This is a genomic window from Macrococcus sp. PK (genome assembly GCF_022501545.1).
GTDB lineage: Bacteria > Bacillota > Bacilli > Staphylococcales > Staphylococcaceae > Macrococcoides > Macrococcoides epidermidis.
Genome location: NZ_JAEPRF010000004.1, coordinates 95,757 through 111,503 on the forward strand (window position 1 = coordinate 95,757; position 15,747 = coordinate 111,503).

Annotated in this window: 15 protein-coding genes; all 15 read right to left on the reverse strand. The window is 30.6% G+C overall.

The features are described 5' to 3' along the window. Positions 1-124: 124 nt before the first annotated feature. The 15 genes from JJJ02_RS03795 to JJJ02_RS03860 all read right to left on the reverse strand — a co-directional run bounded on the left by JJJ02_RS03795 (position 125) and on the right by JJJ02_RS03860 (position 15,670). A complete protein-coding gene (locus JJJ02_RS03795; RefSeq protein ID WP_240837444.1) occupies positions 125-571 on the reverse strand; it encodes a hypothetical protein in 447 nt (148 codons plus the stop codon). A gap of 45 nt (positions 572-616) precedes the next feature. Continuing rightward, positions 617-943, reverse strand: a complete 327-nt coding sequence (locus JJJ02_RS03800; RefSeq protein WP_240837446.1) for a hypothetical protein — start codon at positions 941-943, stop codon at positions 617-619. Between the two features lie 75 nt (positions 944-1,018). After that, positions 1,019-3,658, reverse strand: a complete 2,640-nt coding sequence (locus tag JJJ02_RS03805; protein ID WP_240837448.1) for an AAA family ATPase — start codon at positions 3,656-3,658, stop codon at positions 1,019-1,021. A 117-nt stretch (positions 3,659-3,775) separates the two neighbouring features. Further along, the gene (locus JJJ02_RS03810; RefSeq protein WP_240837451.1) at positions 3,776-4,348 is read right to left on the reverse strand and encodes a restriction endonuclease subunit S; all 573 of its coding nucleotides are present in this window, start codon (positions 4,346-4,348) and stop codon (positions 3,776-3,778) included. 182 nt (positions 4,349-4,530) lie between these two features. Continuing rightward, entirely contained in the window at positions 4,531-6,039 is a 1,509-nt protein-coding gene (locus JJJ02_RS03815) for an N-6 DNA methylase (RefSeq protein WP_240837461.1), read from the reverse strand. Continuing rightward, complete coding sequence (locus JJJ02_RS03820; protein WP_240837462.1) at positions 6,029-6,631, reverse strand: restriction endonuclease subunit S domain-containing protein; 603 nt, start codon at positions 6,629-6,631, stop codon at positions 6,029-6,031. Before JJJ02_RS03820 ends, JJJ02_RS03815 begins: the two co-directional genes overlap by 11 nt. 176 nt (positions 6,632-6,807) lie before the next feature. Further along, the gene (locus JJJ02_RS03825; protein ID WP_240837464.1) at positions 6,808-6,990 is read right to left on the reverse strand and encodes a hypothetical protein; all 183 of its coding nucleotides are present in this window, start codon (positions 6,988-6,990) and stop codon (positions 6,808-6,810) included. A gap of 269 nt (positions 6,991-7,259) precedes the next feature. Beyond that, on the reverse strand, positions 7,260-7,976 hold the full coding sequence (locus JJJ02_RS03830; protein WP_240837466.1) for a hypothetical protein: 717 nt from the start codon (positions 7,974-7,976) through the stop codon (positions 7,260-7,262). 456 nt (positions 7,977-8,432) lie between these two features. Next, positions 8,433-8,882 carry a hypothetical protein gene (locus JJJ02_RS03835; protein WP_240837468.1) on the reverse strand — a complete coding sequence of 150 codons (450 nt, stop codon included), beginning with the start codon at positions 8,880-8,882 and terminating at the stop codon, positions 8,433-8,435. Between the two features lie 39 nt (positions 8,883-8,921). Beyond that, positions 8,922-9,056, reverse strand: coding sequence for a hypothetical protein (locus tag JJJ02_RS13305; RefSeq protein WP_255724780.1), 135 nt, complete (start codon positions 9,054-9,056; stop codon positions 8,922-8,924). A gap of 290 nt (positions 9,057-9,346) precedes the next feature. Continuing rightward, positions 9,347-10,192, reverse strand: coding sequence for a PRD domain-containing protein (locus tag JJJ02_RS03840; protein WP_240837470.1), 846 nt, complete (start codon positions 10,190-10,192; stop codon positions 9,347-9,349). A 21-nt stretch (positions 10,193-10,213) separates the two neighbouring features. Then, positions 10,214-11,677: a glycoside hydrolase family 1 protein gene (locus JJJ02_RS03845; RefSeq protein WP_240837472.1), complete on the reverse strand. Its 1,464-nt coding sequence runs from the start codon at positions 11,675-11,677 to the stop codon at positions 10,214-10,216. A 2-nt stretch (positions 11,678-11,679) separates the two neighbouring features. Then, on the reverse strand, positions 11,680-13,548 hold the full coding sequence (locus JJJ02_RS03850) for a beta-glucoside-specific PTS transporter subunit IIABC (RefSeq protein ID WP_240837474.1): 1,869 nt from the start codon (positions 13,546-13,548) through the stop codon (positions 11,680-11,682). Between the two features lie 156 nt (positions 13,549-13,704). Continuing rightward, positions 13,705-14,016 carry a MazG-like family protein gene (locus JJJ02_RS03855; RefSeq protein WP_240837476.1) on the reverse strand — a complete coding sequence of 104 codons (312 nt, stop codon included), beginning with the start codon at positions 14,014-14,016 and terminating at the stop codon, positions 13,705-13,707. Further along, on the reverse strand, positions 13,982-15,670 hold the full coding sequence (locus JJJ02_RS03860; RefSeq protein ID WP_240837478.1) for a DUF2075 domain-containing protein: 1,689 nt from the start codon (positions 15,668-15,670) through the stop codon (positions 13,982-13,984). The genes JJJ02_RS03855 and JJJ02_RS03860 overlap by 35 nt, the downstream gene beginning before the upstream one ends. Between the last annotated feature and the right edge of the window lie 77 nt (positions 15,671-15,747).

A 15,747-nucleotide genomic window follows, 5' to 3' on the forward strand; every position in this document is an offset into this window, starting at 1 on the left:
CTTTCCAAGCTTCGTTTGCTATGTAATTGATTTTATATTCTATGTACACACTATGATATATATATGTATAAAAAAATAAGTGCTAGATTATATATAATCTAGTACTTATTTTATCAAGAATTACTTATAAACTAATATTGTTCAGAACTTCATCCTCATTGAACTTACTAGATTGATTTGTATATTCTTTTGAATCAACTTTATAGAATTTAATGCCTGATTTCATATTTTTAACGTTGATGATTAAAATATCATCTTTCACTTCATACGTAGCATCAATCTTTTCACCTTGATCTGTTTTTAGGACCATTTTCTTATCTTTCATGTCAATTTTACCATTTAATTTAAACATACTCGTATCAACCTTTGGCGCAAACAAACCACTTGATGCAATTTCAGCTGCTTTATTCATAGTTGTAAATGTCATCGTTGCTGTTTCTTCAGAAATATTAAGATCTACCTGCCCGATTTCTTTATCAAAAGCGGCATATTCTCCTGATACATCTTTAGAACATGCTGTTAATACGAATACCATCACTAATACTGTTACGATTGAGAATAATTTTTTCATTTGAATTACCATCCTTTTTAATTTTTATTTTGTATTTCATTGTTACTAAAATCCGAAATATTCGTCACCTTTTCCGCTCCACTCATACCATATATTCAACCCATAATCATCTGGTTGTTGTGGTATCGTTTTGTAGTCCCAACTTTCTTTGCCATCATACACGAGACGTTCTAACCACCAATTCTTACCGACAATTACGAGATGTTCATTTACTTCAGCGATACCATAACCATTATCATATTCACGGTCTGCCATCTTAATAAAATCATCCACAGCAATTTTTTTATTTTTATCGCCAATCCAAATCACATTATCCAAAGTTTTATTATGCCTTCTAAGCATTTCCTGAGTTTCTTGTAATAGGTTCATCATATATTTCCTCCCATAAATTAAGATTATTTATTTAATATACATCAGCAACATGTCAATAATTGTCGTTTCAATACGCTATATTGCTTCGTTTTTTATTTCTACAGTCATTTGTATATTGTTACCATCTGATGTCACATGTACCTTATCTCCCTTTACTAAAATATCATTTATCAATAACTCAGATAGTTGATCCTGAATAGACTTTGTAATGCCTCGTTTGATTGGACGGGCACCGTTTATCGGATCATAATATTTATCAGCGATAAATTGAATGGCTGCATCATCAAAGTGCACTGAATATCCTGCTTTATTAATATTTTTTGCTTCTTTTTCAATCATTAAAGCGGTAATCTCAAAGATTTCTTTCTTACTGAAAGGTTTAAATGCTATCAATTCATCAATTCGATTGATAAATTCAGGTCTGAAAAATTCCTGTACCGCTTCAATCGTTTGTTGTTTTACAAGTGCGTAATCGAGTTCAGAGTGTTGAACATTACCAAATCCCATCGGTTTTTCATTTCGAATTGAACTGGCTCCAAGATTCGATGTTAAGATAATAAGCGTATCTTTGAAGTCAATTGTATTTCCTAGGCTATCTGTTAAGCGTCCGTCATCAAATACTTGTAGTAATGTATCAAATACTTTTTGATGCGCTTTTTCTACTTCGTCAAACAAAAGAATAGCCTTAGGATTTTTCTTAACAGCATTCGTAAGCAATCCACTTTTTCCGTATCCGATAAAACCTGGTGGTGCGCCAATTAATTTAGATACTTCATGTGACATTTGATATTCAGACATATCAAAACGAATCAGTGAATCACTGTCACCATAAAGCATTTCTGCAAGTACTTTTGCTGTTTCTGTCTTACCTACACCAGTCGTACCTAAAAACATAAATACGCCAGCAGGTTTAGTGTGATCTCTAAATCCTGTCTTACTTCGAATCACCGCTTTAGCAACTGCTTCGACTGCCTCTGACTGACCAATTATTTTAGCTTTCATATTTTCGATAAGGTTTTTCAAATTGTTAAATTCTTGTTGTTGTCTCGTTTGCTTATCAAGGAGATCAATCGTATTAACGGTCGTCACAGACTTATATTCGATTGCTTTCTTCAAGTGTTCTTTTGTAACCTGAAGATTATAGTCAACTCGTGTATCATCATTACGCACCTGATTATACTTTTGTTGTAACAATTGCATACGATTTCTAATTTCATCCTCAGCTTCTTCGTTATAGTCAATTTGTTTAGCAGCGGCTAACTCATCTTTTAATGCAGAATACTGTTCATAATACGCTCTATCAATTTCAGTTTGAGTTTGGTTCTCAAGTTTACAAATTGTACTCGCATTATCAATAAGTGTGAATACACTATCGGGCATCCTTTCATGTTCTAAATATTTATGTGCTAAGTAAATACTCGTCTCAATAACATCTAACGGAATATTTAGCTTATGGAAATTTTCATAAGTAGAAATAGCATTTGCAACAATCATTTCAGTATCTTCTAAAGAAGGTTCATCAACCTGAACTTGTTCGAATCGTCTTGCAAAGGCAGTATCTTCAGCAATATAACTGCTCCATTCCTGAGGTGTCGTAGCACCGATAATTCTAAAATCACCTCGTGCCATTATAGGTTTCAGTGCATTCACTAAAGTTTTATCTCGACCGAGCATATGGATTTCGTCAATAAATAAGATCACATCTTTCTCGCGTTTCATTTCTTCAATGAATTTCAAAATCATATCAGAATGATAGGATAAACCTTGACGGCTATGAATATCATTCATACTGAGCTGCAGTATCCTCATATGTGCTAATGATGGAATTTCTTCATGCGCAATTTTTATCGCAAGTCCTTCAGCAATCGCTGATTTCCCAACACCACCTGGTCCAATAAGTGCGACATTATTTTTATTGCGGCGTGCTAGTACCAATTCAATTTGAGCAATTTCTTCGTCACGTCCTATCACTTTAGAGAGCTCATTGTTCTTTGCCTTCTTAGTGATATCTACTGCGATTTCATCCAATAAAGAAAAGTCAGGGTTGGTAAGTTTATTTCTCCAGCGATTATTATCTGTCTCATCAAACTTTTTCCTTTCAGCTTTACCACCATCATGGGTGAATCTATGAAATCCTGGAGATACTCTAATCTCATCACCGAGTCTTAAACCGTGATAAGTTCTGTCATTCTCAACTACTAATTTGTTTAATAAATGATATGCATTACAATTTGAATTTTGAACCATCCCAATTAACAACCATTCTGTATCAATACCATGATCTGGTGCGAGCTGAATTCTCATTTCTTCAGCAAACTCCATAGCTTTCATTACATCAATAGAAATAAATCGATGGATATTATTGATTTGGCAATGTGCAGATTTTTCCTTAACAAATTGTATTGGTGCATTCAAGATTTCAGTGCGATGCTTTCTTCTACTGTCAAAGTCATTCGACATATGCTCTGTAGCCTTTTCACGTTTATCAATCCAAACGGCATCATCAATCGCTTGACTTACCTTCGATTTAACAATCGAATAGCCGCCTAGTGTATGACCCGCCCCAGTGTCAGGCACAGATAAAATCACACTTAATACATCTTGGGTTTCAATTATTTCTTTGTCATCCATATCATTAAGTAATTGAAGGGCTTGGTGACATTGACGTGTAAATTTATATTTTCTTTTTTCAATCAAGTTATTTGAAATTGTCATAATTTAAAACCTCCAGATATTTTGTAATACAAGAATAATACACCCAAATATTTACATTAAACTGTAAAAATGCATAATAAAATAAGCAAGCGTTCGCTTACGTCAATTTATATCTTATTATGATGCATTATCAAACAGATGTTCTTCTAAAAATTTTTCAAAGTATAAGTTCTGAATAACAAAATGCTTTTTGGCTTCACGGTTTGTGTGGACCAGACCAGCAATTTTAGTCTGTATCTTAGATGACGGTAAATTAATCGTGATGTCTTTTATCATTTGATGCGTAATCTTTTTATCCGTGGAACCAGATAACTGATGGAAATAATCAATTTGACTTAAAGCTTCTTTTGAAAAGTTGAACCAGCCCACAAAAAAGTCTGCTTCCACTTCATCATTTAATTCTATGATAGAATAATTATACGGAAGAATCGCGCCATCACTTTGGTTTGAAGCGATTACACACTCGCCAGATGCAAGATTAATTATGATGTCTCCTTCTTTGATAATTCGAACTTTAGCGTTCTTCTTAATCGCAATGCGCTCGATATCACTTAAATTAACCGCATGCTTTCCTGCATCAAACGAAAACAGTTTGTGGTCATAAACCGGGACATCCTGAATATTGCCATAATCAATAATTCTGGAAATAATCGATCCACCATACACGTTCAGTATGTCATCTAATCTCATAACAATGCACATCCTTTTTAATATTTTATCGTCTTATCCGTTTATGTATATAATGTATCACGGACTTCCATAGAAGTAAATAGGTTGACTGAACGTTTTTTGTTTACTATATTTTTTTGTACATTATAAATAATACATGGTATATGCATATAAAAACAGGAATCAATTTTGATTCCTGCTCACTATAACTCTAAATCCTTCTTTAACTTATTGATATCCTCTAACAATTTATCAATCTTTTGATCAACTACATTTAACTCCATCTTCATGCTATCTATATTAATCACACTTTGCTCTTCTACTGGTGTAACATAATTTGAAATTTTAAGCTTATCACCTTCAAAATTTAAAACTGAACTAATATCTACCATGTTACTATAACCAGCTATTATTTCTTTATTTCTAAATACTTCAGTGATTTTATCAATATGATGTGTTTCAAGTCGGGATGAACGTTCACTAGGCGTATACTCACGAGATGTATCTATAAACATGATTTTATAATCTTCGCTTAAATTTTCTTTCTTACTTAATATAATGATATTACGATGATATCCTCTGTCAAAAAATAATTGTTTTGGTAGTTCAATCATCGCATCGATCAATTGTTCTTTTATTAGCCTATCTACCACTTCAGCATTAGAATATATTCTACCGAGCATTATCTTAGGTAAAATAACAATAGCTGTTCCATGCACTTCAAGTGATTCGATAATGTGATACAAGAACTCTTGACGTACATCATTTTTAAGATTTGAATCATTCAAACGAATAATATTATTTTGAGTTGAAAATTCATCTTCATAATCAAATTTATCAAAATCAGGCATGTAACTTACTATACCTGAAAATTTCTGCTCTTTTCTATCAATAAATTCTAAAAAGTTCGCCTTCTTCAATGAAATGTTAGGAATATTATGAACCATTGCATTAATTCTTGAAAGATTATAAAATTTTTGAAGCCATTCCTGCCCATAAATATTATCAACATTTAGACTTGTCGCCGCTTTAACCAGTAAACTACCCTCATAAACATTAGGATCATATAACTCTTTTAAGTCTGTCGTATTAATGTCTAACAAATTAGCAACTAAAGTGTGAATGTTATTTGGAACTAAACTGTTCGTATTATTAAATACATAACTTTTGTCCATCACATCAGAAATTAAATCATACATTACACCGATATCTTCAAAACTCACATCGCTAATATCAATTGAATCTAAATCCAGAAAGATCTTTTGGAACAATTCATTTCTATCTTTAAGCCTTCTACCTAAACTACGATCACTAAAATCAATATGCGAAAAAATCTTACTAAATAATTCTCTCTTATCCCAATCCCCTGCATCAAGCGTAGATTCTTCTAGTTTAATTAACGCCTTTTCAAATAACAATATTTCAAATTCGGAATTTTTAGCAGCTGCTAAGAACTGATCATATAAATCTTCAGGCTCAATAAAGTAGCCATTTGAATCATATAAGAATTTTTCCAATGCTTCATACTGACTATCATCATCCCATAACGCTTCATATGAAATATTTATTTCGTTACTTTCCTTATATTCATTCACCATTTGTATCGTTTTGTCAGATACGAATTTGTAAAAGATAATAATTTGTATATAATTTTTCAGCACATACTGATAATTATCTTTATCACCAAAAACATCCTGAAGCTTATGCCTCATCGTTTCTTTGTTCATCGTCACTATTTTTCACCTCTAAAAATACTTTTTGACCTATAATTTTACTCATTAATTCTGTCTTCTTTCTTGTTTGAGAAGATAACTCGATAAGCGATTTGTATAACAATCCAGCCTTTTTTTGATCTTCAATATCAGGCAATTCAATTTTCAATTCATTAAACATTCTTACAGTGATTCTTCTTAGATTATGTTTGCTTGAAGCATTGTTAGATTTAATTTGTTGTGCGAATTGTGGAGATTCGTTAATCCAAAATACGAGAAAATCTTTATCAATTAACTGTGTATTTAACGTTAACTTACTATAATTATATGGCAATGCATATCCAGCATGCTCTGGCATAACAATCGCCGCCTCAGATGTTGCCATGTTCAATATAATATCTTCAGACTCCGTAGTTATCAGCTTTGTCTTTTTGTTCGCCATTATAAATTTTTCAGGCTTATTTTCTGTATAAAACATTGCTTTATCGTCTAGAAATGTTTCATTGCCATATAAATGATATTTATTATCCCCGTCATCATTTCTAATCCTATTCGTTGGAATACCCGGCGTTATATTAACTAGCCCTTCCATTCTCATAAAAAAACACTTCCTTTAAATTAACTCATTCTATTAATCATTTGTATTATAACATTTATACAACTGTGCATCTTCATAATATATTATTAAATTTTGAAAATAAAAAAAAGAACCCAGAGTTGGATTCTTTTAAAAAAGCATATTTTATTTATTCTTAAACATAGAAATTGTTAGGCATCTCCTAAATCAAGTTTAGAAAATCCGAAAACTTCTTTTTCAATCTCCATCATTCTCCAGCCATTCCAATTTGTTAATACACGATAAATCCATTTATTACCGCTCATTCTCATGTATTCAAACTCTTTATAGCCTTGATCTCTTAAATATCTTTCTACTTCTACATTTGCACTCATTTCAAACACTCCTTTAATTATTTTATAATTTTTTATTAATAATCTCACAATTAAATGAACAATCTTTATTTTGTACATTCAAAAGTAGATTTTAATCAATAAGTAAAAATATAGCGCATGAACATATTTAATATGTCTTAAAATATACTTCAAAAAAATTATAATATAAAACATAAAGAATTTTGCTAGTAATATACATTTATTACATTTATAGATAGAGTAAGTATTTTACCTTGAAAGATATTTTTACATTCATTTCATGATTGAAATTATTCTTCTACTTTCATTAAATTATCAAAATCTTTTAATATACTTTCCCCTCGTTCAATAAAATCATTTTTTGTATATCTAGCTGCATAATGAGGAAAATCATAAATAATAGACTCTTTAAAAACAACCTTCAATTCTTTTTTAACCATTTCATCAAACTTACCCATCAATACAAATACAGGATCTTTTGTTATACCAATTACAGTTCTTAATTCATATGCCAAACCTTCTACATTCCTTTTAATAAAATCATAATCAATTTTTTCTTTAAATTTAACCATATTTTTGCTTGGAATTCCATAAGCATCCCAATTATCATCACCTACAGGAAACTTATATAAGTCTGTCAGGTATCCACCTTCAAAATATGTATTTTTAAAAACTGGATATAATGCTTTTTTTGCATAATTTCCACCATATTGATTGTTCATATAATTTAATTTTTTCATATATTCATGAACCAGCTCATCATTTCCATTTTCAACTAGCTCTTCAATCTCGGGTGTAGTTCCAAAATTTTTCCCTAAAAATACTACATCACAATGTAATTTCTCGCCTAATTTTTTCGTTAAAAATTCTTCTTCACTTTCAGCAATAATTTCAGTTGCACCCGTCTTACTGTTGTGTTCATTTGACCAATAAGCAAAACTGGCTACATGAGAATATTTTTCTTTAAGTCTCTTGTATTGTTCCCAACTTAAATAATCATGTTTCATATTTACTTACCCCCTATAAGATATAACTTCATTTAAAGCATATCATGACTATTAGTCAAAATTTGACGTTTTAGAATGATTTTTTGAATCATCGTTAATTTTTTCTTTGAATGAATCTATTTTTGATTCTTTCTATATTTGTTTTCTTTTCTTCAATCGTTTTAATTCATTTTCTTTCCTGCTTCATAATATTTTTTAACTATTCTTGAATCACAATTATATTGTCGACCAAGCTCAGTGTAATTTGGTTTAATACCTTTTATAATGTAGAAAAGCACTCTTTCATAAATGTCATGTCTTAATTAAATGACCTCCAATCGAAGATTGAGTTAGGACATAATTATATAATTTTGAAAAGAAAAAATGTAGAAAAATAGCATTTTCATTCACTATTTTTCTACACTTTATAACCGTCATTTACAAATGTATTGACAAAATTAATTGTCATCACATTTGTTATATAAAATTTTTTATTTTTGAAGCAACTAATTCTGTGGCTGGTTCCCCAATTGCTTTTTTATAATTGAACCCCAATAATTGCATAGTCTTTAAAGTATCTTTTTGAATTAATTCTATAAAACTTTCTAAATCAGTATTATTTTCATCATTAGATGATTGTTCATTTAGCAAATTAATAATCCTTCTGATAGTATTTTGTAAATGTTCAATATCTTCGTCACTAATGTTAATTCTTTCATACTCACTTTTGTACATATTCGCAATTGAAAGAATTTGTTGATTTTCAGAAATTAAATTATTAATTAATTCTTCATATTCATTAATTCTTTCTTGTTCATCTTCTTTGACTTTTATTGATTTTAATTTTGAATATGTGGCATGAACCAATCCAGATTCACCTAAATTTTTTAATATTATACTTGCTGAATTGATATTTTCAATGTCCATCGCTATTTCTCCTTTCTAATTCCTTTAAATGGTTTTCCATCAGACTTTACATCCATGAATTGACCTGTTTTTTTTATCTCTTTTGACATACCTCATTGTTTTTGTATTTTTTGTTTGTGATCTATTTTTTACTGCACCTTTTCTACCTTTACCTTTGGATCCATTTTTAGCCATATTTTCAACTCCTTCAACACAAGAACTTACGTTCTTATTTTAACATAAAAAATACCGATAAAAGATCTTATGTTCTATCATAAATTATATAAAAAAGACAAGCTTAATTAAACTTGACTAAGATGGTCTATAAAATTATTTTCATTTAATTTTATTTCTTCTTTATACCTTTGATATTATTCTACTTCACACGAAATCATTAATCATAATTTAATAACCTCAAATGAGATATTATGTTAATGTTGAACTGCACATCAACATTCTCGTTTTTCTACATTAATCTATTTTTATCAATAATAATTCTGCTTCATCAATCTATGGATATGAACCGCTAAATAAGTCAATTCATCATGACTTATTTCTTTGTCATATGTTTGGCTTATATAATTTTTAATAATAATTGCACCCTTCATAGCTTCTGGATACGATGTTTCAATTTGCTTATATAAAATATCATCATCTGCTTCTAGCATTTTATCTGCAAAAAACCTTTCTACAAAAAATTTAACGTGTGTAATGAATCTCGTATAATGAATACTTTCAGTCTTAGTATCTAATTTAAGTGTATATTTCACAAGATTAACAATACTGCCTACTAGTTTAGCTTGTTTCATAGCATTCTTATTATCAATATTCTGTCCATTAGCATTAATAATATGGAATGCAATGTTAGCCGCTTCTTCTAACGGTAACTCTATATTTAAAGTTTTATTAATCTTTTCTACAGCAAATTCACCAACACTAAATTCTGTACTATAGTAACTTTTAATCTCCCAAAATACTCTATTCGTTATATTGATGTTTTTGTGATATCTTTCTACCGCAAAATTGATATGATCCATTAAATTAAAGTGCAAACTATTGTTCAAATCAGCATTCAATTTTTCTTCGGCAAAACGGATAATATCTTGAGTTAAATCAACTATTTCAGGTGAAATTTCATCAAGTAATGTTATAAACTCTTTTACTCTACTGTTTTCAACAGGCATAAAGGTTTGATCTGCAATATCTTCTTCAATTAATTGTCCTGTCTTCTTTCCAAATCCGATACCTTTACCGAATAAGATATATTCTTTTTTCTCTTCGTTTTCTACAAGAACGACACTCGTGTTCAGAACTTTTTTAATTTTTATCAATTGCATCACCCAAATTTCTGTTTATTCTAAGTCAGCTCCATTTGACTCTATCACTTTTTTATACCAATAGAATGAATCTTTTTTACTTCTTTCTAATGTACCATTACCTTCATCATCCTGGTCAACATAGATGAAGCCATAACGTTTTGACATTTGTGAAGTACCTGCACTGATTAAATCAATACATCCCCAACTTGTGTATCCGAATAAATCTACACCCTCATCAATCGCTTCTTTCATCGCTTTAAAATGAGCTTTGAAATAATCAATTCTATATTGATCATGAATAGAACCGTCAGCTTCCACTTTATCTTTAGCACCCATACCATTTTCAACAATAATCATTGGAATTCCATATCGATCATACAATTCTAATAATGATATTTTAAGTCCAAGCGGGTCAATTTGCCAACCCCAATCTGTTGATTGTAAATATGGATTTTTCACTCCTATTACTGTATTACCAGCAGATTTCTCTAAACTATTATCCATTGAATCAGTTAGAGACATATAATAACTAAATGATAAATAATCCACTGTATAGTCTTTTAAAATTTGTAAATCTTGTTCTTTCATTTTTATATTAATATTTTTACGTTCAAACATATTTAGAATAAGTGGTGGATATTCACCTTTAACTTGAATGTCTGTGAAGAAGTAGTTTAATGTATTTTTCTTAAATGTTGCTTCAACATCCTCTGGCTTACATGTGTTAGGGTATGTTGTTAATTTAGTTAACATACATCCCATTTTTGCATTTGGTGAAACTCCTCTTAAGTATTGAGTTGCTAAAGACGAAGCTACAAATTGATGATGTAAAGCTTGATATACGATTTCCTCTTCTTTACCTGGAGGACATTTCTCAGGAATAATTCCTGCAGTTTTGAAAGGATGACGTTCAACACTATCAATTTCATTAAAAGATAACCAATACTTTACTAAATCTTTATAACGATTGATAACTACTTTACTAAAATGGACAATGTAGTCCATTACTTTTCTATCTTCCCATCCATTATACTTCACAGCTAAATGTAAAGGCATTTCATAATGTGACAATGTAACGATAGGCTCGATATCTAAGCGTTTCATTTCTGTTAATAAATCTTCGTAAAACTTTAACCCTTTTTCATTTGGTTCTTGTTCTTCACCAGTAGGAAATATACGTGACCAAGCAATTGATACTCTTAATGTTTTAAATCCCATTTCTTTAAACAGTGCTAAGTCTTCCTTATATCTATGGTAAAAATCAATACCACGACGTTTTGGATAATCTTTATCTGATGGATCCTCCATTGCTTTTTGGATTTTATCTAATGTTACATCAACATGTCCTTCATAATCATCTAAAGCAAGATTTGATTTGTAAGTATCAACATCAGCCACTGACATCCCTTTACCATCAATATTCCAAGCACCTTCTACTTGATTGGCAGCTGTTGCGCCACCCCACATAAAATTCTCTGGAAAAGTATTTTTAATCATTATTATTCTCCCTTTCTGATAATAGTCATAGTGTTATAATTAAGATTACTTGCGTCATTGACCTCATTTAATTGCACATTGTAAATATCTTTATTCGTAACAATATTAATAACTGTTGGATCAAAACCTGCCTGTTTAATAGCTTCTATATCAAATTGAATTAATGCATCGCCTTTTTTCACGTAATCGTCAATCTTAACTAATGGTTTAAAATGTTTACCTTGTAATTGAACTGTATCCAATCCAATATGGAATAACATTTCTGCACCATTTTCTAATTTTAATCCTAAAGCATGATGCGTATCGAAAAGCATCATTACACGTCCATCTGCTGGTGCGTAAAGCATACCTTCAGTTGGATACACACCGAAACCTTCTCCCATTACTTTTGATGAGAATACACTGTCTTTCACATTTTCAAGAGGAACATATTGACCTTTTACTGGATTAGCAACTACAACATCTAATACTTCGTTTAAATCGTTTGATTGTGTAACTGTATGTTCTTTTTCTTCTTTAATTTCTTCCACTACTTTATCTTTAAATAATACTAACGTTACGATAAATGATACTAAGAATGACACAACTAAACCAACAATTGCATAAATAATGTTCTTTGGATTGCTTTCAGATACATACATTGTCATACTTGCAACACCAGGTCCTACTAAAACGAATGCCTCAACTGCCATTAAACCAATCGCTGCACCACCAATTAAAGCCCCAACGATAACACCTGATAATACTTTTTTATTTTGTAATGTAACCCCGTATAATGCTGGTTCAGTAATACCGAATAAAGCTGAAATACCAACTGAAATTGATGTAGCTTTCATTTTTGGATCCTTTGTTCTTAATGCTACCGCGAAACAAGCACCACTTTCAGAGATATTATGTGCTAGAGAAGCTGGTAAGTATAATACTTCTTTACCCGTGTTTCCCATTGCAGCAATTGCATATGGTAACATTGCTTTGTGCATTCCAGTAGCAACCATGAATGGTAAAATCGCTGCAAGTAATGCTACTGCAATCCAACCAGCATATTTAAATACGGTTAAGATTACTGCTGCAAAACCTTGACCAAAGTTAAAACCTAATGGTCCTAATATTAATAAAGCAATTGGCACTGTAATTGCCATAGACATTAATGGTACAAAGAAAATACGAATCGGTTTCGGTGTAACTTTCGTCCAAAATCTTTCTAAGTAAGCATATAAGATAACAGTAAGAATCGCTGGGAATACTTGATATGCATAAGCAATATTTTGAATGCCAAATCCGAATAATTCTCCACCCTTAGTCAACATCTCTGTCATTGGTGGTAACAATAACGCCCCGACAATCGACATGGCAACTAAAGGATTAACTTTCAATTTAGTAGCAGTAGTATAAGCTACTAAGATTGGTAAGAAGTAAAGTGGTGCATCACCAATCATCATGAAAATTTTGTAGTTTTGACTCTCTGGATTCATCCAACCTAATACTGAAAATAACATTAATAATGACTTAAGAACCCCACCACCAGCGATAGCTGGTACTAACGGTTGGAATACACCAATTAAGAAATCCATGAAGAGACTACCAAGACTTTGCTTTTTACCTGAAGTTAAAGCAGTATTACTTGAAACATCACCTAATAATTTCTGCACCTCATCATAAACTTCAACAATCTCATTGCCAATAACAACCTGTATCTGACCTGACCACTTAACAGCCATAACGCCTTCAATAGCTTCTAAAGCAGGAACATTGGCTTTGTTCTTATCTACCAAAGAAAATCTTAAACGCGTTGAACAATGTTCGAAATGTGAAACGTTCTCTTTACCACCAATGTGTTTTACAACATCTTCTGCAACTTGCTTGTAATTCATGACTTTTCCTCCTTAAGATCATGAGACAAATAAAAAAGGACCCAAAACGACAAATTTACATTTGTACGTTCTAGATCCTGCCTGCGTTACCAGTCACATGTCTATGTGCTATTTGATTAAGTTCAGTATATCACAAATATTATGAAAGCGCAAACATTATTTTATAGGATATTTCTCACCGTTCTTTTTAATCTTCATTCTAATAATGTCTTCTATGTCAAATCCCATTTCTTCTGCTAATTGTATGCCATATATAAAAACATCCGCTAATTCTTCTGCAATGTTATCTCTATTTTTTTCTACCGCTTCTTCACTTGATAACCATTGAAAGTTTTCCAGAAGCTCTGATGCTTCCAAGCTTAACGATAGAGATAAATCTTTAGGATTATGGTATTGATTCCAATTTCTTTCTTCTCTAAACTTATTAATTAAGTCAATGATTTCCTGATTCAATCGGAAGACCCCCATTCAGTAATACTTTTCTAAGTTCCTCATTACTTGCATAAATATATAATCCTTTTACTCCACGTTTTAAAAGCACATTCATCGAATTTAATATAATCTGCTCTTTCATTTTTAATAATTCTTCTTTAGTTCTAATCTCTTCAGAAGATTGTCTGAATGCTTCAGTATCTCTATACTTTGAAACATCAATTTTTAAACAATGATTCTCTTTATCATAACCGATAGATGGACCAAGTATTACTCCAACATAATTCAAATCAAATCCTTGTATCGTATATATTGATCCAACTTCTTTAATTGTCTGTGGCTCTTCAGCCCAAGTGCTTTTATAATCAGTCCTGTTCCAGGCTAATGAAAAGTCAGGCTCATCCACAAAGTAATCATTTCCATCTTTTTTATGTACGTAATCAAATGTTGACACAACACGCGATAATTTATATTCTTCATTCTTCTTAACAATTGCTTCATGCATTCGAGCTGCGTTTTCAAAAATTTTAAATTCAAAATCATCATTATTTGAATATGGTAATTTTCTTATCTCTTTATTTACAAATGCATCTAACCAATTTATCACACCTTGATCAGCTTGCATTCTAAATTGACTATCTAATACAAACTCCTCACTATTTGTACCTTTTAATATTTTCTTTAATATATTTTCAGACCATGAAGATTTAATTTTTAAATACTGCCTTTCATCATATACGATTATAGTTACCTTGCTATGCTTGATGATTTCTTCTAACTGATTATTTTCTTTAAATGAATTAAAACTATCCGGTCGTGTTAATAACAAATGAGCTTCATCTACTAAAGTTATATCTGCTTCTATCTTCCCTGATTTACTTTTATTTATAAATGGAGTTGGTTTTAAAAAGTTGTTTTTCTTTAAATTAGGTAAACTTTCAGATATTGTTTCATATGTTTTTAACATTTCATTATGATTTACTAATAAGTAGTTTTTAGAGTTAAATAGATTGTTTTCTAATGTATCTTCTAAATAAAGAAAATCTTTATTTTTAGATAGATCCTGAAGAGTATTAAATGTCGAACTTAAAACAACGCTTTTACCAGTCCCAGCATCACCTTTAATTAAAAATACAGCTTTTTTGTCATCATTAATGTGATTATTACAAAACTCAATAATTTTAGTTTTTAAATCCATCTGAGCTTCAGACAGTTCCTTAAATGGTGAAAGCTTAAACACATCTCGATTACGAATATCCTCTATTGTATGCTTCACAATACCATCTTTTCTTAATTTATCCCATATGTCTTCAAAAATCACAGAATGATAATATGACTTTTCATAGTAGTTATGTGTCATTTGCTGAGCAGTCTGACTCTTGTTTTGTAACTTATATTTTTCATCAGCGATAAAATGATTAATAAGGTTAGTCTCTATATCATAGGTTGCAGACTGATTGAATTTATCATGTCCTATTAAAATCATTTTATCTAATTTCTTTCTATCTTTATTCGTTAAATGATTTTTCATTCTACTTTTTACTTGAACAGTCTGACCAATGTAAGCTTCAGGATTATCTGAATTATTATTTAATATGTATACAATTGGATATCCATTCAAAATAGGATCTTTAATATTTGGTAAAACATCTCTATCAAAATCGTGACAACTAATTTTCAGATTTTCCATAGCTTTTCTCCTTACTATTATTACATTAAATTAGCGACAATTAAATAAAAAGTCAACGATGCTATTGCTTCAAATAT

Coding starts and splice junctions, on each gene's coding strand:
- JJJ02_RS03795 (WP_240837444.1), bottom strand. CDS start 571: ATGAAAAAATTATTCTCAATCGTAACAGTATTAGTGATGGTATTCGTA.
- JJJ02_RS03800 (WP_240837446.1), bottom strand. CDS start 943: ATGATGAACCTATTACAAGAAACTCAGGAAATGCTTAGAAGGCATAAT.
- JJJ02_RS03805 (WP_240837448.1), bottom strand. CDS start 3,658: ATGACAATTTCAAATAACTTGATTGAAAAAAGAAAATATAAATTTACA.
- JJJ02_RS03810 (WP_240837451.1), bottom strand. CDS start 4,348: ATGAGATTAGATGACATACTGAACGTGTATGGTGGATCGATTATTTCC.
- JJJ02_RS03815 (WP_240837461.1), bottom strand. CDS start 6,039: ATGAGGCATAAGCTTCAGGATGTTTTTGGTGATAAAGATAATTATCAG.
- JJJ02_RS03820 (WP_240837462.1), bottom strand. CDS start 6,631: ATGGAAGGGCTAGTTAATATAACGCCGGGTATTCCAACGAATAGGATT.
- JJJ02_RS03825 (WP_240837464.1), bottom strand. CDS start 6,990: ATGAGTGCAAATGTAGAAGTAGAAAGATATTTAAGAGATCAAGGCTAT.
- JJJ02_RS03830 (WP_240837466.1), bottom strand. CDS start 7,976: ATGAAACATGATTATTTAAGTTGGGAACAATACAAGAGACTTAAAGAA.
- JJJ02_RS03835 (WP_240837468.1), bottom strand. CDS start 8,882: ATGGACATTGAAAATATCAATTCAGCAAGTATAATATTAAAAAATTTA.
- JJJ02_RS13305 (WP_255724780.1), bottom strand. CDS start 9,056: ATGGCTAAAAATGGATCCAAAGGTAAAGGTAGAAAAGGTGCAGTAAAA.
- JJJ02_RS03845 (WP_240837472.1), bottom strand. CDS start 11,677: ATGATTAAAAATACTTTTCCAGAGAATTTTATGTGGGGTGGCGCAACA.
- JJJ02_RS03850 (WP_240837474.1), bottom strand. CDS start 13,548: ATGAATTACAAGCAAGTTGCAGAAGATGTTGTAAAACACATTGGTGGT.
- JJJ02_RS03855 (WP_240837476.1), bottom strand. CDS start 14,016: ATGGGGGTCTTCCGATTGAATCAGGAAATCATTGACTTAATTAATAAG.
- JJJ02_RS03860 (WP_240837478.1), bottom strand. CDS start 15,670: ATGGAAAATCTGAAAATTAGTTGTCACGATTTTGATAGAGATGTTTTA.